Genomic DNA, 24,719 nt, shown 5'->3' on the forward strand with positions numbered 1-24,719 from the left:
CTCCGGCACGTTTGAACCGCGGCGGGGTCACGCCTCCGCTGCGAGCGATGCGATTCGATCCATGATCCGGGCCCAGCCGGGGCTCATCATCTCGAAGGCGATCGCATTGCCGGGGAAGCGGAACCCGTCATGAACCATGCGCAGCTGTGTGCCGCCTTCGACCGGTGCCAGCGTGAAGGTCACCTCGCTGTCCAGCTTCGAGCCGTAGTCCGGATTGGAGTCCGCACCGCCCTGCCAAGAGTAGCGCAGCAGCCGCGGCGGCTCGCATTCCAGCACCTCGCAATGCACGACGCCATCCCAGTCGCCCATCGGCCTGGTCTTGAAGGTGAAGCGATGGCCGACTGACGCCACGAAGTCGTTCGGCATCAGCCATTTTGCGATCAGCTCGCTGTCCGTCAGCATCCGCCAGATCACGTCCGGCGCATAGGGCAAGACCTTCTCGACGACGATCGCGTGCGTCTCGCTCATGACTGGTCCTCCTTCAACAACATCTCCAGCCTGCCGAGGCGCTCCCGCCAGAAGGCGCGGTAGTGATCGAGCCAATCCGCCAGCGGTTCGAGCGCCTTCGACGCGACGCGGTAGTGGACGTGGCGGCCCTCGCGGCGCTCCGTCACCAGGCCTGCGTCGCGCAGCGCCTTGAGATGCTGCGAGATCGCGGGCTGCGAGACCTTCGATCCCTTCACGAGCCCGGTCGCCGCCACCTCGCCTTCCCGCGCGATCCGCTCGAACACAGCCCGCCGGGTCGGATCGGCGAGCGTCTTCATGACCGTGGTGAGCTGCGCGGGATTTGCCATGAAAGAAACATAAGTAAATGCTTATATGTTGTCAACATCGTCATATTGGCTGATGAATTGAGCCATCAGCGCTGCTCAGGCTCAGCGCAACGAGGAGGAACGCCGATGACCGCGAAGACCTTCACCGGCGGCTGCCACTGCGGCCAGGTGCGGTTCGAATGCACGAGCGATCTCGCCATGGTGACCGCCTGCAACTGCTCGATCTGCACCAAGAAAGGCCTGCACTTCGCCTTCGTGGCACCCGCCCAGTTTCAGCTCCGCGCAGGCGACGAAAACCTGCGCGAATATCTGTTCAACAAACATGCGATCCGGCATCAGTTCTGTATCGACTGCGGCGTCGAGGTGTTCGCGCGCGGCCGCAAGCCTGATGGCACAGATGTCGTTGCCCTCAATGTGAGCTGCATCGACGGCATCGAGCTCGCCAGGCTGACGATGACGCCGATCGACGGCCGGAACATGTAGCGCGGAGGGCGCGCGATAGCGGGAAAGCCGCTTTCGATCAGCTGCAGAGGCCTCAGGCGTCGAGCGCCTTGTAGCGGCGGAAGATGCCGTCCTCGTTGAAGGCGATGCGGCGCTCGCTCGCCAGATAGGCCGCTATGTTCGGTCGCGCCGCGACGCGGTCGTGCAGCCCGACCAGGCCCGGAATCCTGCGCTCGAAGGCGTTCATCCGCTGCGGAAACGCGTAGCGCAGGCCGTCCACGATCTGAAACAGCGAGAGATCGACGTAAGTGAGCCGGCGGCCGGTGATGTAGGGACCGTTGTCCTTCAGGATGTCTTCGAAATAACCGAGAAACTTCGGCACCCGCTCGTCCCAGAACTCCGCGGTGCGCTTCTTCGCCGGCACGCGCTGATCCTCGTAGTAGAGCGTCGGTCCGAGCGGATGATGGGTGTCGTGGATCTCGACCACGAAGTCCGTGATCGTCAGCTGCAATTGATGCACCCACAATTGTCCGGCCTCGGCCTTCGGCGCCAGATCATGCCGGCCACCGAGATAGAACAGGATGTTGGCGGTCTGCCCGATCAGGAGCTTGCCGGCCTTCAGGAAGGGCGGCGCAAAGGGCGGCGTGCCGCTCTTGGCGTCGAGTATCTTGGTCATGGCGGCCATGCCGCCCGGCTCGCGGGCGACGTCGCGATAGCCGGCCGCCACCTCTTCGAGCGCGAGCCGCACATATTCGCCGCGGCCCTGGATCATGGGCCAGTAATAGAGCTCGTAGCGCATGGCTGAATCCTCGAAAGGCGGACGGGTGCGCCTGGATGTAGCAGGACAATCCCCTGCTTCCAAAGCAAAGGCGCCGCGGATCGTTCCGCGGCGCCCTGCCATGCATTCCGTGTGTGGGCTTAGTTGGCCTGCTGGATCGCCGAGAGCTGCCAGTTGCTGCCGGGGTGACGCAGGAAGGTCCAGATCTCCGTCACCTGCTGAGGCTGATCGCCGCCTTCGACCACCCTGCCGCTGGCGCGCTCCACGGTCTTGTCGACCAGCGAGAACCGCATCGCCACCGTCGCATAGTCAGCGTCGCCCTCGCGCCAGGCTTCCGCCAGGTCGCCCTGCAGCAACTTGGTGCCGCTGACCTTGTTGACCACACCGCGGGCCTGGTTCTGCTCCAGGTCGCGCTCGAAATAGGAGGCCATTTCCGGCGTCGTCAGCAGGCGCAGCCGGCCAACATCCTCGTTGGACCATGCGGCTTGGATCTCGCCGAGCAGCCGCTCGAAGGCTTCATAGTCCGCGGGCTGGATCTGCAGCGGGGCTGAGCTCGAGCCGCCGAAACCACCAAAACCCATGCTGGAGCTGAAGCTCTGCTGGCCACCGGGCGGGCTCGCACCGGCATAGGCCGGCTCGTTGCGCCGCTGCCACCACGCCATGGCCATGCGCGCCAGGAACACGATCAGCACGATCTGCAGGATCAGGCCGAGGATCGAGCCGAAGCCGCTGAGGCCGGAAAACAAGCCGCCGCCGAACAACAGGCCGAGCAGGCCCGCGCCGAGGAAGCCCGCGGCCAGGCCGCCGAGCATGCCGCCGCCGAAACGACTGCGCGCCGGTGAATTAAAGCCGGAGCCGCCATTATAACCCGGCTGCGTGAGCGTACGGTTGAAAGGGCTTGCCGTCCCCGGTGCAGTCGAGGTCGACGGCGGGGCGGAGAAGGTCCGCGAGCCGCGGGAGCCGGAGCTGAAGCCGCCGCCGATCCGGGCGTCGGCCGCCGAAACGGCGAGCACCGTCGGCAGCGCCAGTGAAACAATCACGGCGATCGCCCTGAGGACGCCGCTTTTGCGCTGCAAGAAACTCATCTGCGTTTTCCCAAATCCCCGGAATGGGGATGCCCGTAAGATGGGCAGAACCGCCCAAAAGTGAAGGCGGGGCGATGCCGCATGGCTGCGGCGCTGCGTCGCGGGGGAACCATTCCCGCTGAACAGATCGCGGTAACCTATTGCGGCGTCATGGTTTCCTTCACAGCCGCGACCAGCTGGCTCAAGGTGAAGGGCTTGGGCAGGAAGGCGAATTGCTGATTCTCCGGCAGGCTCTTCTCGAAGGCGTCCTCGGCATAGCCGGAGACGAAGATGATCCTCACCTCGGGATTGCGATCGCGCATCGCCTTTAGGAGCGTCGGGCCGTCCATTTCCGGCATGACCACGTCGGAGACGACCAGATCGACATTGCCGTCGCGCTCCTCCAGCGCCTCCATCGCCTCGATGCCGTTGGAGGCCTCGATCACACTGTAGCCGCGCGAGCGCAGACCCCGTGCATTGAGCGCGCGCAGGCCCTCTTCGTCCTCGACCAGCAGGATCGTGCCCTGGCCGGTGAGGTCGGTCCGCGGCTTGGCCTCAGCCTTCCCGTCCGCCGTTGGCGCATCCTTGGCGGCGCCGTTGACGGCGTGCGGCTGGTGGTCGGCATGGACCTCCTGCTCGGCATGATGCCGCGGCAGGAAGATGTGGAACGAGGTGCCCTTGCCGACCTCGCTGTCGACATAGATGAAGCCGCCGGTCTGCTTGATGATGCCGTAGACGGTGGACAGGCCGAGCCCGGTGCCCTTGCCGACCTCCTTGGTGGAGAAGAACGGTTCAAAGATCTTCTCACGGATCTCAGGTGGAATGCCGGTGCCGGTGTCGCCGACGTCGATCCGCACATAGTCGGCGACCGGCATGCCCTTATAGGCGGCCTGCGCGGCCTCCTCCGCCGGAACGTTGGCGGTCCGCACCGAGAGCTTGCCGCCATCCGGCATCGCATCGCGAGCGTTGACGGCGAGATTGACGATCACCTGCTCGAACTGGGAGACGTCGACCTTGACCGGCCAAAGGTCGCGGCCATGGACCAGGTCGAGCTTGACCTTCTCGCCGATCAGCCGCCGCAGCAGCATCGTCAAGTCCGAGAGCGCATCGCCGAGGTCGAGCACCTGCGGCCGCAGGGTCTGGCGGCGCGAGAACGCCAGCAGCTGCCGCACCAAGGTGGCGGCGCGGGTCGCGTTCTGCTTGATCTGCATGATGTCCTGGAACGACGGATCGGTCGGCTTGTGCGCGTTCAGCAGGAAATCATTGGCCATCATGATGGCCGAGAGCACGTTGTTGAAGTCGTGTGCGATGCCGCCGGCAAGCTGGCCGACCATCTCCATCTTCTGCGACTGATTGATCTGGTTCTCCAGCGCGCGCCGCTCGGTGGTCTCGAGCATGTAGACGATCGCAGCTTCGGTTTCGCGCTCGTCCTCGTCGACCGCGGTGACGAAGAACTGTCCGAACCGCTCCTTCGGCCCGTCCAGCATGACCTCCACCGGCGAGATATCGCCCTGCCCCTCGGCGGCCTGGTTGATCGCGGCGATCAACACATTGCGGTCGCGCGGGCTGACCGCGCGGAAGATCGAGCGGGCGGCGGCCGCGTCGCTGCTCAGGCTTTGCGCCAGCTTGGCATAGCGGGCATTGGCGCGCACCACGGCGCCGCCACGATCGACGGTGGCGATCGCCATCGGCGTGTGGTCGAAGAAGCGCATGAAGCGCACCTCGGCGGCGCGCTCGGGATCGGAGCGCTCGTCGCGGGCACGGCTGATGACGAGCGTGCGCGACGGCCCCGGCGCGCCGTCGGCGCCGAAGGCAAGCTTGTGATAGAGCCGCGCCGGCATGGTCTTGCCGCCACGCATCTTCAGATCGATGTCGAACACCTCGGTCCGGACCTCGCCGGGAACCGCGACAATCGAGGTCAGCAACGAGGCGCCGTCGCCGGAGACGACGTCCGCCAGCTTCAGCCCGCCGGAGCCGATCTCGGCGAGATCGTAGTCCAGCCAGTTCGCGAGCGTGGCGTTGACATAGACCAGGCTGCCGTCGGCATTGACCGAGAAGAAGCCGCAAGGTGCGTGATCGAGATATTCGATCGCGTGCTGCAGCTCCTGGAACACGTCCTCCTGCCGCTCGCGGTCGCGGGTGATATCTGCAATCGACCACACCGCGTATTTCGAATCGCGCTTGCTGCCGCCGAGCGGGCGCACGCGCATGCGCAGCCAGCGGCCCTGGCCGCTTTCGCCGGCCGCGATGCGCACCTCCTCCTGCTGCCGCTTGCCTTCGCGGGCGGCCTTGAGCAGCCGGAACACGGCCTCCGAAACGTCGGGATTGCCGATGAAGACGCGCTCCACCGGGCGCGCCTCCTGCGCGCTCTGCGCGCCCGTCATCCTCAGATAGGCGGCATTGGCATAGACCACGTGCCCGCGCGCATCAGTCACCGCGAGCCCGTCCGGCGCGAGGTCGGGGACCCGCCCCGTCACGGGGTCGTCGGTGGCGCGGTCCGCGAAGCGGATGATGCCGGCGGCGAAGGCGAACAGGTTGAACAGGCCGACGGTGGCGAGCAGCGCCAACAGGCCGAGGATATAGGGCTGCGCCTGGGTGCGCCCGATCGTCATCAGCGCCAGCGCGACGGCCACGAGGGCGCCAGCGACCAACAGCACCAAGAGGATGCTGCCGCTGCGGCGCGACCGCTCCGGCAGACTCATCTGGTCCTGTGACGCATCGTTGTCGGGTTCGGCGCTCATAGCAAAAGGACGCGACCTGTCGGCAGGGCTATCGCGCCGGTCGGCGCGGCCCCCGCCCTCACCTGCCTGAATCGGACGCTCAAGCGCAAGCCCGTCAAGCCGATATTCCATGATTTATCCGTATTTTACGTGCGCGGGCGATGCGAATCACGGGCCTTAGAGCCGCCCGGACAGGTTGCGCCTGAGACCCATGACGTAGCCGATGATCTCCGCCACCGCGTGATAATGTTCCACAGGAATTTCGTCGTCGATCTCGACCGTGGCGTACAGCGCGCGCGCCAGCGGCACGTTCTCGACGATCGGGATGTCGTGGGCGCGGGCGATCTCGCGGATCTTGAAGGCGATGTTGTCGACACCCTTGGCGACGCAGACCGGCGCCTGCATGCCGCGCTCATAGGCCAGCGCCACCGAATAGTGGGTCGGGTTGGTGATGATCACCGACGCCTTCGGCACCGCCGCCATCATGCGTTTCTTCATGCGCTGCTGGCGCAGCTGCCTGATTCGCCCCTTGACGTGCGGATCGCCTTCCGACTGCTTGAACTCCTCCTTGACCTCCTGCACCGACATCTTCTGTCGTTCGTACCATTGCCGGTACTGGAACAGATAGTCGCCGATCGCGACGATCGCGAGCAGCGCGACCACCGAGCCCATCAAGTGCTTGGTCAAAGACAGCGTCACGCCGAGCAGCGCGTTCGGATCGAGATGCAGCAGGGATTCCAGCCGCATCCGCTCGGGCCACAGGATCATCACCATGACGCTGCCGAGCAGCACGAGCTTGAAGATGCCCTTGGCGAAGTTGACCGCGGCCTGCTTGCCGAACAGCCGCTTGGCGCCGGACAGCGGCGAGATCTTGCTCAAGGTGGGTTTCAGCGGCTCACCTGACCAGACCAGACGGTGCTGCAACATGTTGCCCGCGAGCGCGGCCAGCATGAGCATCACGAGGGGAAGGCCGATCGCTGCAATGACCGCATAGGCCAGCCCGCGCGCCATCGCGAGCAGGCCCGCTCCGTCAGTATGAATCATCCAGGAATTGGCGATCAGATTGCGTAGCGGCATCATGATCCCGCTGCCGATCGAATCCGAGAAGGTCGTCAGCACGAGCGTTGCCGCCGCGATCAGGAACCAGGTGTTGAGCTCCTGGCTCTTGACGACGTCGCCACGCTCGAGTGCGTCGTCGAGGCGCTTTTGCGTCGGGTCTTCTGTTTTGTCGGCGGTATCGTCCTCACCGGCCATGCGTCAGGTCCTCACCTTGGGGTCAGGTCGTGCATGACGCCCCCGAAATAGCCGAGGAAGGTTCCCATCATCGCCGTCAGAACCAGCGCGAAGATCAAAAAGCCGATCATGATCGAGAGCGGCGCGCCGACGAAATAGACCTGCATCTGCGGCATCAGCCGGGCCAGCAGCGCAAGCCCCATATTGAAGACGAGCCCGAACACCAGAAACGGCGCCGAGAGCTGCAGGCCCAGCCTGAAGGCGGCGGCAAAGGCCCGCGTCGCGAGCGAGGCGACGTCGCCGCTTGGCACCAATTCGCCCGGCGCAAAGATGTTGTAGCTGTCGCTGAGCGCTGCGATCACCAAATGATGGCTGTCTGTCGCAAACAGCAAGGTCACCCCGAGCATGGTGAGGAAATTGCCGACCAGCACGCCCTGCTGTCCCTGCGTCGGATCGATCTCGGTGACGAAACCGAGCCCCATCTGCTGCGCGATCACGGCGCCGGCAACCTGCAGCGCAGACAAGGTCACGCGCGCGGTGGCACCGAGCACGATGCCGATAATGATCTCGTGCAGCATCATCACCAACAGCGGCGTCAGCGCCGTCATGTCGACCTGATAGGCTTGGCGGTGCAACGGCAGGATGATCATCGTCAGCAAAAGCGCGATGGACAGCTTGATGCGAACTGGAATGTTGGTCTCGCCCAAGCCCGGCAGCAGCATCACCATGGCGGCGATCCGGGCAAAGGCCAGCATGAAAGCCGCCGCCAGCGCCGGCAGGAATGAAATATCGATGCGCATTGCGCGGCGCGTCCAGGCCCCTGGCGGCGCGGAGAGGAATCAGCGCCGCGCGGCACATTGCCCTATCCGCCGATGATTCGCGACGAGATCCGCATCATATGCGAATGCAGCGCGTCTGCCATGAAGGGCAAGGCCAACAGCAGCGTGACGAAGATCGCAATGATCTTCGGGACGAAGACCAGGGTCTGTTCCTGGATCTGGGTCAGCGCCTGAAACAGCGAGACGATGACGCCGACCACGAGGCCGACCACCATCAAGGGCGACGAGACCACGACAATCGTCCAGATCGCGTCGCGCGCGACATCAAGCGTTTCAGCTCCGGTCATTCCGTAGTCGCCTTCCCCGGTGAATGTCCTGCGCCGCTCTGCGGACAGACTGCGCCCAAACGAGTGAGCATCCGATCACTGCGTCTCGGCTCGCGCGAGATCGGCGCGAGCCAGGCCGTGCATTGCATTCGAGATCCGACGCGGCGTCAGATCGTCATCTTCATGATGTCTTCGTAGGCCTGGATCACCCGATCGCGCACCGAGACCAGGGTCGACACCGCAACGTCGGTCTCCGCCACCGCGGTCACGACGTCCATGACGTTGGCCTTGCCCGACGCCATCGCGACCGTTTGCGAATCGGATTTGCGGCCCGTCTCGACGACGCTTCCGATCGCATCCTTTAGCAACGCGCCGAAGGACGGACCGGAGTTCTCCTGACCGTTCGTCGGCCCGAGAATGTCCCGCACGCGGGCGAGGCTGCCGAATGTGTTGCCCGATCCGGCGGTGTCGAGCACGCGGGCGGAATTCGCATAAGCGTTCGCAGCGGAGATGGGAGAGGCCATGACTTTCGTTCCTATCCTAGGTCTTGAGAATGTCGAGCGTGCGTTGAATCATGCGGCGGGTCGCGCCGATGACGTTCAGGTTCGCCTCGTAGGACCGTTGCGCATCGCGCATGTCGGTCATTTCGATCAGCGGATTGACGTTCGGATACTTGACATTGCCGGTCGCATCCGCGGCCGGGTTGCTCGGGTCGTATTTGACGCGGAACGAAGATCGGTCGGGCACCACCTTGCCCAGGGCCACCACCTTGGCGTCGAGCGTGCGGTCGAGCGCCGAGGTGAAGGTCGGGACTTTGCGGCGATAGGGATCGCCGCCGGCGGTGGCGGCGGTGGAGTCGGCGTTGGCGACGTTTTCCGAGATCACACGCATCCGGGCGGCTTGCGCGCGCAGGCCCGAGGTCGCGATGCTCATCGAACGCAGGAAATCGCTTGGGTCATTCGCCATCTTGGTCGTTCTCCGTGTCTATCCGTTTCCTCAGCCCTTACCGATCGCCGTCTTCAGCAGATGCAGGCTCTTGCCGTAGAGCGAGGTGACGGCGGCAAAGTCCATCTGATTGGCCGAGACCTTCAGCATCTCGTCCTCGAGGCTGACCGCGTTACCGGCCGGCCGGGTCTGGAAGCCGGCCCTGCGATTCTGGTCGAAGCTCGTGCTCTGGCCCGATGGCGGCGCGATATGGGCGGCGCTGGTCATGGTCAGCGACAGCTGGGCGAAGCTGTTCGCCGGCGCACCGGTTGAATCGAACTTAGGTTCAACCAGGTCGCGTGGCTTGAAGTTCGGCGTGTCGGAATTGGCGACGTTCTCGGACAGAACGCGCTGCCGCTCCTGGTGCCACTCCATCTTGGTACGCAACGCCTGCAACACTGGAAGATCGTTGATGGACATTGCGCCCGCTCCGAATCTTGGGCTTCTTCACCACCCGTTAAGCTAGGCACAATCTGCCGTGCATATGGTTAATGGGGAGTTAAGAGGGTGTGCGCTGCACCCCCGGGAAACTTCCGGGTTTATGAATTTTTTAATCCTTTTTCCGTGTCGGGCCGCCCGGATGCACCAGTTTGGGACGCAAGCCTCTGCCAAGAAAGTCGTTTTGGCCCGGCCGATTCATAGGTTATTAAGATACCGGGCGGCAGTTCCTGCCGTAGGTCGTTAACACGTCGTTGCGCTTTCAGGCCCGTTCGCTACGACCGCCCTGTGTTCAAGTGGCGTAATGTGTGATGAAAGCGGGGGTTTGTAGGGGACCGAGATGCCGGCACCACTGACATTTTTCTTTGCGTTCCTGGCCGTGCTGGCGCTGATCGGCCTTGCCGCGTGGCTGGTGCGTCGATTCGCGGGCAGCCGGCTTGGCACTAGCACCAATCGTGGCCGGATGCCGCGTCTCGCCGTGATCGACGCTGCGGCCGTCGACGGCCGCCGCAGGCTCGTGCTGGTTCGCCGCGACAACATTGAACATCTCCTGATGATCGGCGGCCCGACCGACATCGTGGTGGAGTCCAATATCGTGCGCGCCATGCCCCAGCGCGAGCAGCTGCCGCCGCGGGCCGGCGTCGCCGCCGAGCAGCCGCCACCGCCGCGAATCGCGCCGTTGCCGGATGCGCCGACCTGGTCCGACAATGAGGCGGCGAAAGCCGACATGCACGAGCCTCACGAACCGCAGATGCCCGAACTGCCGCAGCGTCCACTGCGCCCGGCTTTTGCCGACGAAGGTCGTCGCCCTGCCCCGGTGATGAACGAACGTCGCGGCGATCTGCGCGGTGAGATGGCCGAGCGGCGCGAGCCGCCATTGCCGGGATTTGCTCCGGACCCGTTCTCAGGCCGGCCGGACTCCCGACAGGAGCCACGTCTTGATCCTCGCCAGGAGCTGCGCGGCGAGCCACGGATGGAGCCGCGCCCCGAGCGGCTGATGCCGCGGGGCGACTCGCTGCGCGGCGAACCGGCCATGCCGCGCCCGCTGCGCCCGGCGGAGCCATCCAGAGCCTCGGAGCCGCCGAAGGAACCGGCCAAGGATGTGCCGAGAGAACTGCCAAGAGAACTTCCCAGAGATCTCGCAAGAGAGATCCCGAGAGATCTTCCCCGAGAGAGGGATCTCCCCCGGGACCTGACTGCCAGGGAAGCGCCGAAACCGTCACCGCTGCGCCCAGCCGAGCGCGCGCCTGAGCGTGCCGCCGCACCGCCGCCTCCGCCGCCACCGGCGGCGACGTCGGCCGCGCCACCTTTGCCGCAGAGCGCCGAGGCTAATCTGGCCGAGATGGCCCAGCGCCTTGAGGCCGCCTTGCGCCGCCCAGCCGGCGAAGCGCCTGCCGCGGCACCCGCTCCGCAGGAGCCGGCGGCCCGGCCGGCCGGCCGCAGCGAGACCGCGCCACCGACGCCGCCGGCACCGCCCAAGAGCAGCTTCGAGAACCTCGAGGACGAGATGGCCTCGTTGCTCGGCCGTCCGAAGTCGTCTCAGTGAGGCGCCTTTTCGTCCCGCGTAGAGTTCTGTTCCTTTTCGCCCTGATTGCCGCCGGTACGCTGGCGGGGAGCGCGGCTGCCCAGGACATCAGCATCAATCTTGGGCCAGGCAACGGGGGCGTCACCGAGCGCGCGATCCAGCTGATCGCGCTGCTCACGGTGCTGTCGATTGCACCGTCGATCCTGATCATGATGACGTCGTTCACGCGCATCGTCGTGGTGCTCTCGCTGCTGCGGACCGCGATGGGCACGGCGACGGCGCCGCCGAATTCGGTGATCATCGCGCTGGCGATGTTTCTGACCGCGTTCGTGATGGGACCGGTGCTGCAGAAGTCCTATGACGAGGGCGTGCGACCGCTGATCGAGAACCAGGTCACCGTGGAAGAGGCGCTCACGCGCGCCGCAGTGCCGCTGCGCGGCTTCATGCAGAAGAACGTTCGCGAGAAGGACCTGAAGCTGTTCCTGGATCTCTCCGGCGAAGCGCCGCCGGCGACCCCTGACGAGATGTCGCTGCGCATCCTGGTGCCCGCCTTCATGATCTCGGAGCTGAAGCGCGCCTTCGAGATCGGGTTCCTGCTGTTCCTGCCATTCCTGATCATCGACCTCGTGGTCGCCTCGGTGCTGATGTCGATGGGCATGATGATGCTACCGCCCTCGACGATCTCGCTGCCGTTCAAGCTGATCTTTTTCGTCCTGGTCGACGGCTGGTCGCTGGTGGCGGGAAGCTTGGTGCAGAGCTACGGGGGATGAGCGTCTGGGGTGGTGCTTATCGGGGCACCTCGCCCGGGCATCATCCAAGTTGGTCAGTGTTTAAGACTGCTCGCAATGTCTGCGTTGCGATAGCTGGTCGTAGCTAACACGTCCTTGCCAAGAAATCCGGCCAGCTGCCGACGCGAGCTGAGGATCCAAAGCTCCATCTGATTGAGATGCGGTTGGCGCACACCAGCGCTCATGCGAGCATCATCGCGAATCTGCCGCAAAGTCCATCCGATCTAACCAGCAGCGCGAATTTCAGTCGTAACCAGCGCTGCTCGATCCGAAATCGGCCGGCAACATCACCCGCCCATTCTGCGGGCATGCGACGTCCATGCGAACACGCGGCTTCTTCCCCGGTACCACCACTCGTTACCAGGTCCGTTGAAAGGCGATCCGCGACGCCGCGCGTCGCCATCCTCAACGGATTCGGGCGCACGCTGGGTGACGGCATCATCGGCCTGCAGGCGCTGCATCTGGCGATACGGATCGGAGCCATCCCGCTGCGTCCCGTTCTCTTCCGGCTGCCTGCTCTGCCCCCGCTGGTCCAGTCGCTGTACCAGGCCGCCGATTTCATTGAGATCGGCACCTTGCCGCCGAGCCGTGCGGCGCCGGACACGCGGTTCGTCGGCGCCAGAGATTTCGATGGCGTGATCGACATCCGCGATTTCGCATTCGATCCGGATTTCCAGCGGACATCGATGGTCGATTTCTTCCTGCGCCGGCTCGGCGTCGCACCGCAACTCGTTCCGTCCTGCCTGAAGCGCAATACCTGGCTCGCGCCGCGCGTCACCGCGCAGCAAGCGGCATGTCCCAAGGGCTACGTGCTCGTCTGTCCGCGCTCGTCGATGCCGCTTCGCAACATGCCCGACGACATCCACCACAGCATCCTGCGTCAGATCGCAGCCGTCGGTCCCGTGGTCACGCAAGGCGCGGTGCCGGACGGACTTGCGCATAAGGTCGTGCATGCGCCGACCTTCACGAGCTTGGAGCAGCTATGCGCCCTGGTTCGCGATGCAAGCTGGGTGGTCTCGACCGATACCGGCATGGTGCATCTGGCCGATGCGTTCAACGTGCCATGCCTCGCGTTCTTCCCGACCCATCGCCCCGAATGGCGTGTGCGCGACTATCCGCGCTGCGCCGCTATCGCGCTGGCCTCGGCGCTTCCGCCCGGACTGGAGTTCGCGCGCAGCGTCGATGATCTGGCGATCGCCCGGGACGCCTGGTTTCCGCGGGGCTCGGATCTGAGCTGGCTCGAGCAGGCGATTGAGGGCTTTCAGACCTGCCTGTAGGGAGTCTCGTCCGGTGCAGGACGCGACCGTGCCACCTACCCCTCCACATCATACTGCTTGCTGAGATGATCACCGATCTGCACCAGCATGGCGACGCATTCGGGATAGCCGGGCCGCGAGGCGGTGCCGGGATCAGCCTTGGCGCGAAACTCCCACCGCGTGCCCCAGCGCAGGATCGAAATCGCCATCCCGTCGGGACAGTCCGCGTGCGCCTTCAGCTCCGCCTTGGCCATCTCGATGAGCTCGGCTTCGGTCTTGGTCGGCTTGGTCATCCCGTCATGTCCTCCGCTAACGCCTATGATGCGGCTCTCCGCCGACGGCGCCTTGATCACGCGCAAATTGCCGCGTTCGCCGGCATCTGTCGAGAGCAGGCGCGCGGAGATGCATCTACTTGCGCCCGCACGGCGGGTTACGGCCACACTCAGCGTCGCAGATAGCGCCAGCCGATTACGACCCCGCTCACCGAGATGATGGCGCCTGCGGCCGACAACAGCACCACGAGGATGTCCCAAGCCGGGCGGTGCATCAACAAGAGCGGCAGATCGAAACTGTGCAGCGCGTTGAACAGCCAGCGATAGCTGCGCCGACTGTGGTCGGTGCGTCCCAGGATGTCGCCGGTGATCGGGCTGATATGAAACCAATTGCGAGCCTCGTCGTCGAACACCGCACGGAGAACCGGCAGTTCGCGCTCGCTGTGATGCGCATACCAATAGGCATCATAGTCGCGAAGCAGCTGGCGTTCCGACAGATGCGCGTCGGGAATCAGCTTGGTCGCAGCAGCCCACAGCCGGTCCGGCGCCAGTCGAACCGCCTCGCCCGATGCGGGGTCGATCGGCGTCTGCACACCCTCGCGCGTAGCCACGATCATCAGCGGGCGTCCGTCCAGCCAGACGAAGCGCGCCTCGACCACATCGCGCTGGCGCGGCATCGGCAGCCGCGCGGCGATATCAGGCGCATCGTGGCCGGCATAGCGCCGCATCGCCTCGCGCGCGGTGTTGCGGTCGGAGAAATAGCCGCCAGGGTCGAGCGAGAGCCAGCCCGAAACCATCCAGGTCAGCACGAACAGCCCGGCAATCAGGCCGGTCACGTGATGCCACGCCATCCAGCCGCGATAGGGCGTGATCCGTCCCGTCCCATCGCGCCGCTTGAGGCGGACGCGCAGAATGCCGATCCAGATGCCGCTGACCGCGACGATCAGGCAGATGCCGGAGATCCAGAGAACCACGAGCCGCCACAGCGGCCCGTCCTTGCGCAGCACGGTCGGATAGATCCAGTGCGGAATCGCGCCAAGCCAATTCCAGACGCGCTCGGAGCGGCTGGTGTCGAGCGCGATCTCGCCGGAGCGCGACGAGACATAGAGCTCGGTGCCGGCCTCGTCACCAAGCGTGATCAGATAGAACGGCCGCAACGAATCGTAGCGGGCTGTCACGCTCCATTGGTCGCGGTCGACCATCTCGGCAAGTTGCGGTGCGCGGCTCGCGGGGTGCTGTCGCGCCACCGCGAGCGCCTGCTGTTCGGAGATCGCCGTGATGGCGCGACCGTCGACGGCGGACATCGCCTGGCGCCGACCATCCCAATTGGTCAGCCGATACACCGGCTCATCGGCAAGCATCGAAAGCCGGAGATCGCGGGGAAAGCGCGTCGCTCCTGCCGCTTTCATCGCGTCGTCGGGCGACAGCACCACCCTCTCCCAGGCGATGTCCGGCAGCGCCGCAAGCCTCTCCTTATCGGAGAGGTTCGGAAACGCGACGTACATCATCACGACACCGGACGTGAACCACATGACAAACAGCAGGCAGGTGACGATGCCGACCCAGCGGTGGCTGATATACAGCCACCGCCTTGCGGTGCGGATCACTACGCGGCGCACGCTCAGAACTTCACGTTGACGGCGAGCTGAGCGGTGCGGGGCATGCCGAGCAGCCACTGATTGGTATCACCCGACGTCGCGTAGACCTTGTCGAACAGATTGTAGACCCGGAACGACACCGTCGTGTTCGGGTCCGGCTTCCATTGCACGGCGGCATTGACGACATTGTAGGCCGGCATCGCTACCGTATTGGCCGCGTCCGCATAGGTTTTGCCGACGATCTGGATGCCGACATTGGCCGACCAATTGGGAGCGAAAGCCCAGGTCGCCCAGATGTTGGAGACGGTCTGCGGCACGTTGACGGGTACATTGCCGGCGAAGTTCACGGCAAGATTGTTGATCACCTGCGTGAAGTCGTCGTACTTCGCGCGCAGGAAAGCGGTGTTGGCGTCGACGCGCCAGCCATGGTCCAGCGCAAAGCCGACCGATGCCTCGATCCCGCGCGAGGATTGCTGGCCGACCTGCACCGGATTGGTGTTGGTGGGGTCTGTTGGGTCGCGTGCGAGCAGATTACTCTTGACGATCTGATAGCCGGCGAGCGTCCACTCGCCGCGCCCACCCCAAAACGATTGCTTGACGCCGATCTCGACCTGCTTGCCGGTCGACAGGTCGAAATTGCGATTCACCGCCGGCATGGTGATCAGATTGCTGACCGGATCGACCGCGACCGAATACTGGCCGTAGAGCGCCAGATCCTTGATCGGCGTGTAGACGGCACCGGCGCGCCAGCTGGTGGCGTGATAGGTCTTCTCGAAGCTGTTGGCGGGGTTGACCTGGTCGGTGCGGGCGATGGTCGGCTCGTCCTGCCGGATGCCGCCGATCAGCGACAGCTGGTCGGTCAGCGCCAGGCGGTTCTCGGCGAATACGCCATACTGGTTGGTCGTGCTGCTGAAGCCAGGCTTCGTCTTGTCCGGGCTGCTGAAGACGCCGGGCTCGGAGCCGTCAAGCGGCACCGACGAGCTGCCGCCATAGGGCGAGTTGTTCGTATGGGTGAAGCTGATGTTGTTGACGTCGAACCCAGCCACGAATTCATTGACCATGCCGAAGAGATGGCCGCGGAAGGTCGCGTCCATGCGATCACCGACCTGGCGCTGGTCGTGGAAGATCTCGATGTAGTCACTGCGGTCGACGAGGCCGGTCGTGGAATTGTAGCTGTAGCTCTCGACATCCTTCCAGTGCCGCCGGCTGCTGAGATAATAGAGCGCATTGCGGATCGTGACGCCGTCGGCGACCCGCCATTCGGTCTTCACCTGATTCCAGCTGTCCTGATAACGGATGTTGCTGTCGGCGACGTTGTAGTTGTCGAAGCGCAGCGCCTCCAGCAGCCGGCCGTTGACCAGCGGCGTGCCGAAATAACGCGAGGGCTTGCGGTCACCATCATCCGTGGAGATGGTCCAGGTGACGTCCTCGTTCTGCTTCACCTGGATCGCGGCATGCAGCTCGACATTCGACATCTTGTCGCGGTCAACCCAGCCGTCGGAGGCATTGGCGGTGGCGGTGATGCGATAGGCGACGTCCTTGCTGACGGGGCCGCCGCTGTCCACGGCGATACGCCGGGTCATGTTGCTGTCGAACGAGACTTCGGCCTGGTTGCTATGGACCCACAGCGGCAGCTTCGAGATCACATTGACGGCGCCGCCGATCGCACCTTCGCCATAGAGGACCGATGCCGAGCCGCGCAGCACCTCGATACGCTCCGACGACCAGGTGTCGTAGGGAAAGGTCAGCGTGCCGGAGCCGACATAGAGCCGCGTGCCGTCATACAGCGTCATCACCGACCCATTGCCGGTGAAGCCGCGCGTATTGAATGAGAGGCTGCCATTGCCGGGCGCCGGGCTCGCGGTGAAGCCTGTGGCGTTCTGGGTCACGGCGTCGATGACGTTCTGCTGACCGCGCTCGGCCATGGTCTCGGCCGTGATGACATCGACGCTCGCCGGAGTCTGCAGGCGGCTCAGGCCGAAACGGCTTCCCGTCGATGTGGTGCCGGTGAGGTTGAGCGTCGGCGCGGCGAAGGCTGGAGCGCCGGGCGCAGTAGCGGAAGCAGCAGGTGGCGCTGCAGTCACGCGAGCAGCGTTGCGCTGCTGATGGGTCCGCGCAGGACGCGGGGTGTCGCTGCGCGCCGCGCGGCGCGCCCGCGACGACACCGGCGCAGTCACCTCCACGGGCTCGAGCATGTGGCTGGGCGGCGCACTTTGCGCCGGGCTTTCGGAAGAGCAAAACAGGCAGGACAGCGCGACAGAGGAGAGAAAAAAGCGGCATCGCTTGGATGCGGCAGAGACGGCTGAGATCATCGACGGACTCGCGGCAACGTGGCACGTCACCGCAAACCAAGCCGCTCCCGCTCAAGACGCGGCAATACGGCTTCCACCAGGACACCCCGCCCGATGTGCTCGCGTGTGACCACGACTGACGGCAGGTCTCCTGGCTCGCGGGTCACCGCCTATCGCCGCCTTCCCGGGCAAGAAAAGAACCCAGTGGCATCCGGCAAAGGCTCGCCGCTTACAGTTGCGGGGGCAGCCGCGGCATCGGGTCTCCCCCACCGCGTTCCCGTTTAATCCTCGATGAGGAACCGTCCGGATCAGGTAAGGACAAAGTCCGGAGAGCGTCAACGCCCAACCGTGCGCCGCTTCGACGCTGCTTGGTGATCTCACCAAGAATTAGTCTAGCGGCCAGCCACCGCCTGCTTCACGCCCTTGATCTGCGGCAGGCTCCCGGTCGTATCCGGCTCGGGGCGAGCCAGATCCTTCGCGTCAGGCGATTTGCCGGTGGCATCGGGGAAACGCGCCCGCATGTCACGCAGGAAGCCGTCGAGCGTATCGACGCTCGCCGCCATCTTGGCGATCTGGGCGAATTCGGCGCTGGAGCCCGACGCGGGCTTGCTGGCGACGTCGAAGGCGAGCTTGTCGGCCTCGCCGGTCATCAGCGGCGCATATTTCTCGCGGAAACGTGCCAGGCCGATCGCATCATCGGCGAGCGCATAGCCGACGACGGCGCGGAGGATGTCGCCACGCTCGGCCGGATTGAGCGGCCGGAAGTCGCGCCAGCGATCGCCGTAATAGAGCTCGATCTGTTCGGACGCCTCGCGCCAGCGCCGCGAGGCCCAATAGATGTCGGAGCGCAGCCTGATCGCCTCGCGGCCCGCGATGTTGGTGATGATGTCGAGCGCGAGATCATAGCGGCCGATATCGCTGTTCGCCCTCGCCTCGAGCAGCAGCCGCTGCTGCCGCAGCTCGCCGGCGAGATCGGCGATGCGGGTGGTGCGCAGCGCCTCGATGGCGCGCTCCGGCTTGCGGTTGGTCAGATAGACCATCGCCAGGCGGGCGGCGACCTGGGCGCGCGCGGCCCCCTCGAGCCGGTGGTCGATCTGGTACTGCAACAACTCGGCCGCCTGGTCCAACAGATCGATTCCAACCAGCCGGTCGGCGAGCTTGCGGATCATCTCGTCGCCGCGCCGGCCGATCGGGGTCAATTCGCGGAAGTCGTAGAAGATGCTCAGCGCATCGACCGGCGGCATGTCGTCGGCCTTGCCGGCGAGGAACAGCTGCGAGAACAGCGTCGAGGCCGAATCCTGCGCACTGCGCGCGACTTCCGAATTGGGCATCAGCCGCGTCGCCATCCGCGCCGCGCCAAGCGAGTCGGCATAGCGCCCGGTCTCGTTGTAGAGCTGCGCCATCATCTGCAGGGTCTGCACCTCGACCGCATCGCCGCGCCAGACCGCCTGCAGGCCCTCGAGCTGGTTCAGCGCCTCGTCCGGCTTGATCTCGTTCCGCTTCTGCAGGAGCCTGATCTCCAGCAGCTTGGCTTCCGCGCCGGCGGCCCGGTCGTTCGAGGCGACCGCAAACCGGTACTCGTCGAGCGCATCCTTCTCCTGCGCCATCGCCTCCGCGAGCCGGCCGCGCAGCACCGCCACCGCGGGCTGCATGTCGGCGGGAACGCCGATCACCTCGAGCTCGGCGCGCCGCTTGGCGGCGCCAGCATAATCCTTGATCTCGAGCGATGCCTTCATCGCATCGGTGGTCACTACGCGCTGCAGTTCGAGCGGCAGCGAGGCGATCGCGAACTCGACGTTCTTGAACTTCTCACGCGCGTCGGCAAATCGGCCCTGACGTGCATAAGCGAGCCCCTTCCACATCTGCGCATCGAAATTGTTGCCGATCGACGGGCTGGCCAGGTCCTTCAGGCCCTGGTCCGGCCGCCCCATCAGGATGCTCGAGACCGCGTGGATCATCTGCATCGCGGTTTCGTCGGTGCGGGGGTCGCCGTCCGAGATCATCAGATTGGTGACGCCCCTCGCCTCCGGATACATCGCGCGCGCCATGTAGAAGCGCGCCAGCGCCAGCCGCGCCTGGGCACGCTGCTCCGGCTCGGCCGTGGCGGACGCCTTGATCAGCGCATCCAGCCGCGCAGTGAAGGGCTGCGTCTGGTTCTGCCGCCATTCGTCGATGTCGAACATCGGCCGCACCGCGGTCGCCGCGCGCTCCGGCGCATAGCCAATCGCGGACAGGGTCAGCCCGCCCGGCCGGCCCAGAATGACCTTGTCGGGCGCGATCTCGACCGCGACGTCGTCAGAGTTCGGGCGGACGGCAATGCCGTGGATGGAATCGAGCAGCGACAGGTCGACAAAATCCTGCCGCTTGATGAAGCCGCGGATTGGCGGCGGCGCAGTGACAACGAGCAGCGTGTCGCCGGCATCCGGATCGGTCAGCCGGTGCAACAGGCCGGGACCGGGATTGGCGAGCGGTACCATCACATTGGCGAGCGCGGGATCGGTTACGTTGCGCATCACCGTCAACGGCTGCTGCGTGGTCTGGCCCTTGTCGGCGAAGGACAGCGTCCAGCTCCGGCCCTTGCCGTCGTCGCTGCTCAAGGAGTGCATCTGCGGCCGGTTGAGGCGGATGCGGATCGCCTGACCCTTGTCGAGCGGCACCCGGTTGACCTCGCCGATGACAGCGCCTCCCTTGGCGCGGATGGGCTCGACGTCGAGCGGCCTAGTCGAATCGAACACCATCCATACCGTGTCGCCGCGGCGGAACAGCGCGGCCGGTGTGGGCTGATCGAAGTCGAAGGTCATGCGCAGCCCCTCGCTGTCGCGCAGCGCCGTGATCTTCGCCGAGCTGCCGGCGCTGTCAACGGATGAGCCGGCCGCGGCCGCCGGTTTGGCGGGTGTCGGCGCCATTGCATCCGGCTTGATCGAATCCGGTTTGGCCGCCTCCATCTTGGCCGTATCGACCTTCGGTGGCTCCGTCTTCTGAGCCTCCGCTTTCGCTGGCTCTGGCTTGGTCGCTTCGGCCTTCGCCGCTTCAGTTTTCACGGCCTCAGACTTGGACGGCTCAGACTTGACAGGCTCAGCTTTCGCCGCATCCGGCTGCGGGCTCGGCGCCGCAGCGGGCGGCTTTGGCGAGGTTTCCGCCATCACCGGCGCAGCTGCCATCTGAGCAGCCGCCGGCTCGGCGGCAGCCGGAGGGGTGCCTTGCGTCTTGGCCTGCGCGTTCATCTCGCGCGCGATCGTCTCCGAGGTGGGCGGCACGATTGCCGGCAGCAACTCGGCCTTCTTCTCCGCAGGCGCAGCATTGGCTGCTGCGGATTTTGCAGCCGGTAAAGCGTCCGGCAATACCGCCGTCGGGCCCTTCGGCTTGTCCGGCTGCACATAGGAGACGTCGATATTGTAGGTCTTCTCATCGCGGAACGCGCGCACATCGACATCGCCGATCAACCCGATCTCGACCGTCGTCTTGGCGACCTCCATCTTCTGCGTGATCGCCGCGACATTGGGCGGTGATACGATCTTGGCATCGGCCAGGTCGAAGGTCAGGGGCGCGCTGAAGAACAGCGACAGCTTCTGCTCGTTCATCACCGAGGACACGCCGACGCCATCGGGGACCTCGAACACGAAGCGGACGAAGGTCGGCTGCACCAGCGCACGGACGCGGATCGGCGGACGCTTCTTCGACTCCTGTTCGGCGCGCTGCAGGCGCAGCGCCTTCTCGGCCGCGCGGGCCCGTTCGGCCAATTCGCGCACGACTTCGGCCGGCAGCGGCGGCGGCGCGCCGGTCCAGCTGTCGGGCAGCAGATCGATGAAAACACGTTCGCCGGCGACCATGGTGTTGACCTGCACCTTGCGCGACAGCGATAGGCGCAGCGCCGAACCGTCGGGATCGCCGCGGCCTCCGGAGATGTAGTCGGGTGCGGACTCGACCCAGCGGTCGATCGGGATATTGGCCGGCTTATCGAAGCGGATCAGAAGGATCGACCCCGCGGTGGTCACTTCGGTGCCGACATCCTCGGTGAATTTGAGCACCAGCCGGGCATAGCCGTTGGCGGCCGAAAGGCTCGCCTCTCCCGACACGGGCTGGGCACGTGCCGCCGTCGACACGGCCACGCCGCAAAGGATGGCCACGAGCAGCGCGAGCAGCCGCGCGCGGGGCTGCGACCACAATCCAACGGGAGCCGTGCGCACCATGGGTCAGCTACTTCCAGTTCGAAATCCGCAACGCGACGGACAGGCCACTGATCACGCCATTTCGACACTAGCGATCGGCGTTTAAGGGCCCGTTAAGCATCAGCTTCAATTGCTCTTCGCCGGCAGCATCTTGCCTTCGATCTTCGGCAGCTCGGCGCTGGCCTCGGACGATTTGTCAGCGCCGGCGCGCCGCGCCAGCTCGACCGTCAGCCGCTCGGCGGCCTCCGGCATCATCAGCCCCATGATGTCCGACATCTTGCGCGGCGCGATCTGCGATGCGATCTCGATCAGGACCGACATTTCGAGCCGGTCGAACACCTTGGCCGCGTCCTTCGGCTTCATGCCTTCATACATCGTCACGATGCTCTTGAAGCGCGCGCTGTCGGCCTCGTTCTTCTGGCTGGTGACCGCCGAGATCCGCTGCTCGATCGCCTTCATCTCCTCGGTCTTGGCCTGGATGCGCTGCTCGGCCGCGCGCAACAGGCTTTCGCGAATGTCGATCTCGCGCGCTCGTGCGTCGAGCTCCTGACGACGCGACTGCAGCCGCTCCAGGATCGCCTTCTCCGCAGGTGAGACGCTCTGCGGGTTCTCCTCCGGATGCAGCACCACGCCCTCCGGCTTGGTGTCCGGCGCGGCCGGCTTCGGCGGGTCCTCGGCCTTGGCTTCCTTCGGCGCACCGTGCGTCGCGCCGGTGATATCGGTCTCGTCACGGCCCGGGAAATTCAGGTTCTCCTGCGCCCATGACCGTTTGGTCGACTGCGGGTCGTAGTCGAACACATAGCCGCCGTCGATCACGAGGCCGGCGACCTTCAGCACCGCAAGGCTTGCGACGGCGATCAAGGCAACGGGAATGACGCGGATATTACGGAACGCTTTCATGCGGCCAGGCCACCGGACCTTCGACGTTCGGAGAAGGCCTGCGCCGCGGCGGCCACGGCGCGGGCACCGGAGACCCTCGCGGGCTCGGCCATCGCAGGAGCTGCCGGCGCAGGCTGGGGAGCGGCAACGGGCGCCGACTCGGCTTCAGCCGAGGTGGGACGCGCGGCATTGGCGATGCGCGACAGCCGCCGCACGATCGCGTCGCTCTCCGCAAGTTGTCGCCTCAACTGGTCCGACATCTGCGTGGCGGATGTGAGCTGGTTGCCGAGATTTTCGTTCACGTCGCGCACCGCAAGCTTGAGACCACCGATCGCACGTTCGGCAATTTCGGTCGCGGTGATCAGCTCCGCGATCACAGCCTTTAACGAATGCTCGTCGGCTTTCAAGCGCTTCAGCCGCGCATTCAACAACATGCAGTAAGCGATGGTCAGAACCAGGAGAACCGCGACCAGGCTTTCGATGATCAATCCGAGGGAGTGGTTCATTGTGCCTCCATCATCTTATTCTGGCCTTCCGAGCCTTCGAACATCGCAAGCGTAGTATGCGGCTTGCGCAAATTCTTGGTGACACGGATGGCGACGCGGTCGCCGACCCGTCCCATCCGCCCTTCGGTCAAGGTGGTGCTGCCGCACCGGATCGCGACCAGCGCGTCCGGGCGCATGTCGAGCGGCAGGGTGTCGCCGACCTTCAGCTGCATCAATTGCTTCAGTGGCACGTCGGCCTCGTAGAGCACGGCGTCGACGGCGATCTCGGCCTGCGAGATCTCGGTGGCGAAATGGCCCTCCCAGATCGGATCGCGGCCGAACTTCTCGCCCATGAACATCTGCAACAGCACCGGGCGGATCGGCTCGATGGTTGCATAGGGCAGCAGCAGTTCGACGTTACCGCCGCGATCTTCCATGTCGATGCGCAGCTTCACCAGGATCGCCGCATTGGCCGGGCGGCTGATCGCGGCAAAACGCGGATTGGTCTCGAGACGGTCGATGGTGAAGGTGACCGGAGACAGCGGCCGGAACGCCTGTTCGGCGTCCGCCAGCACCACCTCGATCAGTCGCTTCACCAGATTTGTCTCAATCGTGGTGTAGGGTCGCCCCTCGACGCGCATCTGGCTGGTGCCGCGCCGACCGCCCAGGAGCACGTCGATGATCGAATAGATCAGGGTGGAGTCGACGGTGGCGAGGCCGAAATTCTCCCACTCCTCGGCCTTGAAAACCGAGAGCACCGCCGGCAGCGGGATCGAGTTCATGTAGTCGCCAAACCGCACCGAAGTGATGCGGTCGAGCGTGACCTCGACGTTGTCGGAGGTAAAGTTGCGCAACGATGTCGTCATCAGCCGCACCAGGCGGTCGAAGACGATTTCGAGCATCGGCAGACGCTCGTAGGACACCATCGCCGAATCGATGATGGCGCGGATGCCGGAATGGTCGTCGAGACTGACCTCGCCGGCGGTGAAGCCGAGCAGGTTGTCGATCTCCTCCTGCGACAGCACCCGCTCGCCGCCGCCGTTCTTGGTGGTGCCGAAGTCGCGGCTGCCGTCTTCGACCATCTTGGCCCATTGCAGGGCCATGGATTCCGTCAATTCATTGGCTGCGGCCGCTTCGGCAGCCTCGGCAGGGTCCTCCGAATCGAGCGAGGCTTCCCATTGCGCGGCTATCGCATCTTGATCGACTGGATCGTTGCCCGCCATGATCTTAACTTCCGTCGCTTACTGGACCACGATTTCCTTGAACAACACCGCGTTGACCTGGTTGGGCGCCAGCGCGACGTTGACCCGCTTGGTGAGCTCTTCCTTGAGCCGGAACAGGCCGGCCGAGCCGTTGAGATCGCTGGGCCTGAGCTCACGAAGATAGGTCTGGAAGATGTCGCTGACGCGCGGCAGCGTCGGCTTGATCGCCTCGACCTGCTTCTCCTCCTTCACCTCGAGCACGACCTTGACCTTGAGATACTGGACGCGGTCGCCTGGATTGCCGACCAGGTTGACCAGCAGGTCCGGCACCTCGACGAAGGCCGGCGGCTTCGGCGGCGGCGCCGCTTCCGCGTGCTGTTCCTCGCTCTTGTGGCCGAAGAAGAAGAAATAGCCTGCCGCGCCCATGGCGAGAACCGCGAGCCCGGCGACCACAATGACGATCAGCTTGAACTTGCTTTTGGGAGCGGCTGCGCCTTCGGCTTCGCCTACAGCGCCTTCGTTCTCAGCCATGGCTTTCGGGTCCCTTCGGGAAATCGATCCGATGCCGCCAGAAAGCTCGATGACGCGAAACCAACACGCTCCCAGCGCACCTGCGCTTGTCGTGACTGAACGCTACGGTAGTAATGGTTAATGGAACCTTTCTTTTGCGTCGGCAGTGGGAAAAAGTTGCCGGGCAAACATGGTTGATGAGCGGTTA

General features: G+C 65.0%; 23 protein-coding genes and 1 riboswitch. Of the genes, 4 read left to right on the forward strand and 19 right to left on the reverse strand.

From position 1 onward, the window contains the following. Nucleotides 1-27 precede the first annotated feature (27 nt). Together ACQR1W_RS30735 and ACQR1W_RS30740 are read right to left on the reverse strand one after the other, a co-directional pair. Nucleotides 28-468 (reverse strand): SRPBCC family protein, encoded by a 441-nt coding sequence (locus ACQR1W_RS30735; protein WP_434854269.1) that lies wholly within the window; start codon nt 466-468, stop codon nt 28-30. Continuing rightward, nucleotides 465-794: an ArsR/SmtB family transcription factor gene (locus ACQR1W_RS30740; protein WP_434854270.1), complete on the reverse strand. Its 330-nt coding sequence runs from the start codon at nt 792-794 to the stop codon at nt 465-467. The genes ACQR1W_RS30735 and ACQR1W_RS30740 overlap by 4 nt, the downstream gene beginning before the upstream one ends. 105 nt (nt 795-899) lie before the next feature. On the opposite strand from ACQR1W_RS30740, the gene ACQR1W_RS30745 reads away from it, so the two are divergent. Then, nucleotides 900-1,256 (forward strand): GFA family protein, encoded by a 357-nt coding sequence (locus tag ACQR1W_RS30745; protein ID WP_434854271.1) that lies wholly within the window; start codon nt 900-902, stop codon nt 1,254-1,256. A 52-nt stretch (nt 1,257-1,308) separates the two neighbouring features. On the opposite strand, the gene ACQR1W_RS30750 is transcribed toward ACQR1W_RS30745, so the two are convergent. From ACQR1W_RS30750 to flgB, 9 genes are all read right to left on the reverse strand, one after another. Further along, complete coding sequence (locus tag ACQR1W_RS30750; RefSeq protein ID WP_434854272.1) at nt 1,309-2,013, reverse strand: glutathione S-transferase; 705 nt, start codon at nt 2,011-2,013, stop codon at nt 1,309-1,311. 119 nt (nt 2,014-2,132) lie between these two features. Next, nucleotides 2,133-3,068, reverse strand: a complete 936-nt coding sequence (locus tag ACQR1W_RS30755; protein ID WP_434854309.1) for a Tim44 domain-containing protein — start codon at nt 3,066-3,068, stop codon at nt 2,133-2,135. Nucleotides 3,069-3,214: 146 nt separating this feature from the next. Continuing rightward, the gene (gene cckA, locus ACQR1W_RS30760) at nt 3,215-5,797 is read right to left on the reverse strand and encodes a cell cycle histidine kinase CckA (protein ID WP_434854310.1); all 2,583 of its coding nucleotides are present in this window, start codon (nt 5,795-5,797) and stop codon (nt 3,215-3,217) included. A gap of 156 nt (nt 5,798-5,953) precedes the next feature. Beyond that, complete coding sequence (gene flhB, locus ACQR1W_RS30765; protein WP_434854273.1) at nt 5,954-7,030, reverse strand: flagellar biosynthesis protein FlhB; 1,077 nt, start codon at nt 7,028-7,030, stop codon at nt 5,954-5,956. 11 nt (nt 7,031-7,041) lie between these two features. Then, nucleotides 7,042-7,809, reverse strand: a complete 768-nt coding sequence (gene fliR, locus ACQR1W_RS30770; protein ID WP_008974331.1) for a flagellar biosynthetic protein FliR — start codon at nt 7,807-7,809, stop codon at nt 7,042-7,044. Between the two features lie 62 nt (nt 7,810-7,871). Beyond that, nucleotides 7,872-8,135, reverse strand: a complete 264-nt coding sequence (fliQ, locus tag ACQR1W_RS30775; protein WP_008974330.1) for a flagellar biosynthesis protein FliQ — start codon at nt 8,133-8,135, stop codon at nt 7,872-7,874. A 146-nt stretch (nt 8,136-8,281) separates the two neighbouring features. Continuing rightward, nucleotides 8,282-8,638 carry a flagellar hook-basal body complex protein FliE gene (gene fliE / locus ACQR1W_RS30780; RefSeq protein WP_434854274.1) on the reverse strand — a complete coding sequence of 119 codons (357 nt, stop codon included), beginning with the start codon at nt 8,636-8,638 and terminating at the stop codon, nt 8,282-8,284. Between the two features lie 16 nt (nt 8,639-8,654). Further along, on the reverse strand, nt 8,655-9,080 hold the full coding sequence (flgC, locus tag ACQR1W_RS30785) for a flagellar basal body rod protein FlgC (protein ID WP_008974328.1): 426 nt from the start codon (nt 9,078-9,080) through the stop codon (nt 8,655-8,657). Between the two features lie 30 nt (nt 9,081-9,110). Beyond that, nucleotides 9,111-9,518, reverse strand: a complete 408-nt coding sequence (flgB, locus tag ACQR1W_RS30790) for a flagellar basal body rod protein FlgB (protein WP_008974327.1) — start codon at nt 9,516-9,518, stop codon at nt 9,111-9,113. A 358-nt stretch (nt 9,519-9,876) separates the two neighbouring features. Here flgB and ACQR1W_RS30795 point away from each other — a divergent pair, with 358 nt between their 5' ends. From ACQR1W_RS30795 to ACQR1W_RS30805, 3 genes are all read left to right on the forward strand, one after another. Next, nucleotides 9,877-11,082 carry a flagellar biosynthetic protein FliO gene (locus ACQR1W_RS30795; RefSeq protein WP_434854275.1) on the forward strand — a complete coding sequence of 402 codons (1,206 nt, stop codon included), beginning with the start codon at nt 9,877-9,879 and terminating at the stop codon, nt 11,080-11,082. Next, nucleotides 11,079-11,831 (forward strand): flagellar type III secretion system pore protein FliP, encoded by a 753-nt coding sequence (gene fliP, locus ACQR1W_RS30800; RefSeq protein WP_434854276.1) that lies wholly within the window; start codon nt 11,079-11,081, stop codon nt 11,829-11,831. Before ACQR1W_RS30795 ends, fliP begins: the two co-directional genes overlap by 4 nt. A 326-nt stretch (nt 11,832-12,157) precedes the next feature. After that, the gene (locus tag ACQR1W_RS30805) at nt 12,158-13,126 is read left to right on the forward strand and encodes a glycosyltransferase family 9 protein (protein ID WP_434854277.1); all 969 of its coding nucleotides are present in this window, start codon (nt 12,158-12,160) and stop codon (nt 13,124-13,126) included. Nucleotides 13,127-13,161: 35 nt separating this feature from the next. On the opposite strand, the gene ACQR1W_RS30810 is transcribed toward ACQR1W_RS30805, so the two are convergent. The 8 genes from ACQR1W_RS30810 to fliL form a co-directional block, all read right to left on the reverse strand. Continuing rightward, nucleotides 13,162-13,398, reverse strand: coding sequence for a hypothetical protein (locus tag ACQR1W_RS30810; RefSeq protein WP_008974273.1), 237 nt, complete (start codon nt 13,396-13,398; stop codon nt 13,162-13,164). A 149-nt stretch (nt 13,399-13,547) separates the two neighbouring features. Then, on the reverse strand, nt 13,548-14,996 hold the full coding sequence (locus ACQR1W_RS30815; RefSeq protein WP_434854278.1) for a PepSY domain-containing protein: 1,449 nt from the start codon (nt 14,994-14,996) through the stop codon (nt 13,548-13,550). A 2-nt stretch (nt 14,997-14,998) separates the two neighbouring features. Then, nucleotides 14,999-17,170 carry a TonB-dependent receptor gene (locus ACQR1W_RS30820; RefSeq protein WP_434854279.1) on the reverse strand — a complete coding sequence of 724 codons (2,172 nt, stop codon included), beginning with the start codon at nt 17,168-17,170 and terminating at the stop codon, nt 14,999-15,001. Nucleotides 17,171-17,390: 220 nt separating this feature from the next. Then, nucleotides 17,391-17,585: riboswitch (cobalamin riboswitch) on the reverse strand. A 73-nt stretch (nt 17,586-17,658) separates the two neighbouring features. After that, nucleotides 17,659-21,456 (reverse strand): tetratricopeptide repeat protein, encoded by a 3,798-nt coding sequence (locus ACQR1W_RS30825; RefSeq protein ID WP_434854280.1) that lies wholly within the window; start codon nt 21,454-21,456, stop codon nt 17,659-17,661. A gap of 105 nt (nt 21,457-21,561) precedes the next feature. After that, nucleotides 21,562-22,335, reverse strand: a complete 774-nt coding sequence (locus ACQR1W_RS30830) for a MotE family protein (RefSeq protein ID WP_434854281.1) — start codon at nt 22,333-22,335, stop codon at nt 21,562-21,564. Next, nucleotides 22,332-22,820, reverse strand: a complete 489-nt coding sequence (locus ACQR1W_RS30835; RefSeq protein ID WP_008974268.1) for a DUF6468 domain-containing protein — start codon at nt 22,818-22,820, stop codon at nt 22,332-22,334. Before ACQR1W_RS30835 ends, ACQR1W_RS30830 begins: the two co-directional genes overlap by 4 nt. After that, nucleotides 22,817-24,022, reverse strand: coding sequence for a flagellar motor switch protein FliM (fliM, locus tag ACQR1W_RS30840; protein WP_434854282.1), 1,206 nt, complete (start codon nt 24,020-24,022; stop codon nt 22,817-22,819). Before fliM ends, ACQR1W_RS30835 begins: the two co-directional genes overlap by 4 nt. A gap of 18 nt (nt 24,023-24,040) precedes the next feature. Next, nucleotides 24,041-24,532, reverse strand: coding sequence for a flagellar basal body-associated protein FliL (fliL, locus tag ACQR1W_RS30845; RefSeq protein WP_434854283.1), 492 nt, complete (start codon nt 24,530-24,532; stop codon nt 24,041-24,043). Nucleotides 24,533-24,719: the final 187 nt, after the last annotated feature.

It is taken from the genome of Bradyrhizobium sp. HKCCYLS1011, from assembly GCF_051167795.1.
Classification (GTDB): domain Bacteria; phylum Pseudomonadota; class Alphaproteobacteria; order Rhizobiales; family Xanthobacteraceae; genus Bradyrhizobium.

Excerpts from the sequence above, each read along its gene's own strand:
- ACQR1W_RS30735 (WP_434854269.1), bottom strand. The coding sequence starts at position 468 with ATGAGCGAGACGCACGCGATCGTCGTCGAGAAGGTCTTGCCCTATGCG.
- ACQR1W_RS30740 (WP_434854270.1), bottom strand. The coding sequence starts at position 794 with ATGGCAAATCCCGCGCAGCTCACCACGGTCATGAAGACGCTCGCCGAT.
- ACQR1W_RS30745 (WP_434854271.1), top strand. The coding sequence starts at position 900 with ATGACCGCGAAGACCTTCACCGGCGGCTGCCACTGCGGCCAGGTGCGG.
- ACQR1W_RS30750 (WP_434854272.1), bottom strand. The coding sequence starts at position 2,013 with ATGCGCTACGAGCTCTATTACTGGCCCATGATCCAGGGCCGCGGCGAA.
- cckA (WP_434854310.1), bottom strand. The coding sequence starts at position 5,797 with ATGAGCGCCGAACCCGACAACGATGCGTCACAGGACCAGATGAGTCTG.
- flhB (WP_434854273.1), bottom strand. The coding sequence starts at position 7,030 with ATGGCCGGTGAGGACGATACCGCCGACAAAACAGAAGACCCGACGCAA.
- fliR (WP_008974331.1), bottom strand. The coding sequence starts at position 7,809 with ATGCGCATCGATATTTCATTCCTGCCGGCGCTGGCGGCGGCTTTCATG.
- fliQ (WP_008974330.1), bottom strand. The coding sequence starts at position 8,135 with ATGACCGGAGCTGAAACGCTTGATGTCGCGCGCGACGCGATCTGGACG.
- fliE (WP_434854274.1), bottom strand. The coding sequence starts at position 8,638 with ATGGCCTCTCCCATCTCCGCTGCGAACGCTTATGCGAATTCCGCCCGC.
- flgC (WP_008974328.1), bottom strand. The coding sequence starts at position 9,080 with ATGGCGAATGACCCAAGCGATTTCCTGCGTTCGATGAGCATCGCGACC.
- flgB (WP_008974327.1), bottom strand. The coding sequence starts at position 9,518 with ATGTCCATCAACGATCTTCCAGTGTTGCAGGCGTTGCGTACCAAGATG.
- ACQR1W_RS30795 (WP_434854275.1), top strand. The coding sequence starts at position 9,877 with ATGCCGGCACCACTGACATTTTTCTTTGCGTTCCTGGCCGTGCTGGCG.
- ACQR1W_RS30805 (WP_434854277.1), top strand. The coding sequence starts at position 12,158 with ATGCGACGTCCATGCGAACACGCGGCTTCTTCCCCGGTACCACCACTC.
- ACQR1W_RS30810 (WP_008974273.1), bottom strand. The coding sequence starts at position 13,398 with ATGACCAAGCCGACCAAGACCGAAGCCGAGCTCATCGAGATGGCCAAG.
- ACQR1W_RS30820 (WP_434854279.1), bottom strand. The coding sequence starts at position 17,170 with ATGCTCGAGCCCGTGGAGGTGACTGCGCCGGTGTCGTCGCGGGCGCGC.
- ACQR1W_RS30825 (WP_434854280.1), bottom strand. The coding sequence starts at position 21,456 with ATGGTGCGCACGGCTCCCGTTGGATTGTGGTCGCAGCCCCGCGCGCGG.
- ACQR1W_RS30830 (WP_434854281.1), bottom strand. The coding sequence starts at position 22,335 with ATGAAAGCGTTCCGTAATATCCGCGTCATTCCCGTTGCCTTGATCGCC.
- ACQR1W_RS30835 (WP_008974268.1), bottom strand. The coding sequence starts at position 22,820 with ATGAACCACTCCCTCGGATTGATCATCGAAAGCCTGGTCGCGGTTCTC.
- fliM (WP_434854282.1), bottom strand. The coding sequence starts at position 24,022 with ATGGCGGGCAACGATCCAGTCGATCAAGATGCGATAGCCGCGCAATGG.
- fliL (WP_434854283.1), bottom strand. The coding sequence starts at position 24,532 with ATGGCTGAGAACGAAGGCGCTGTAGGCGAAGCCGAAGGCGCAGCCGCT.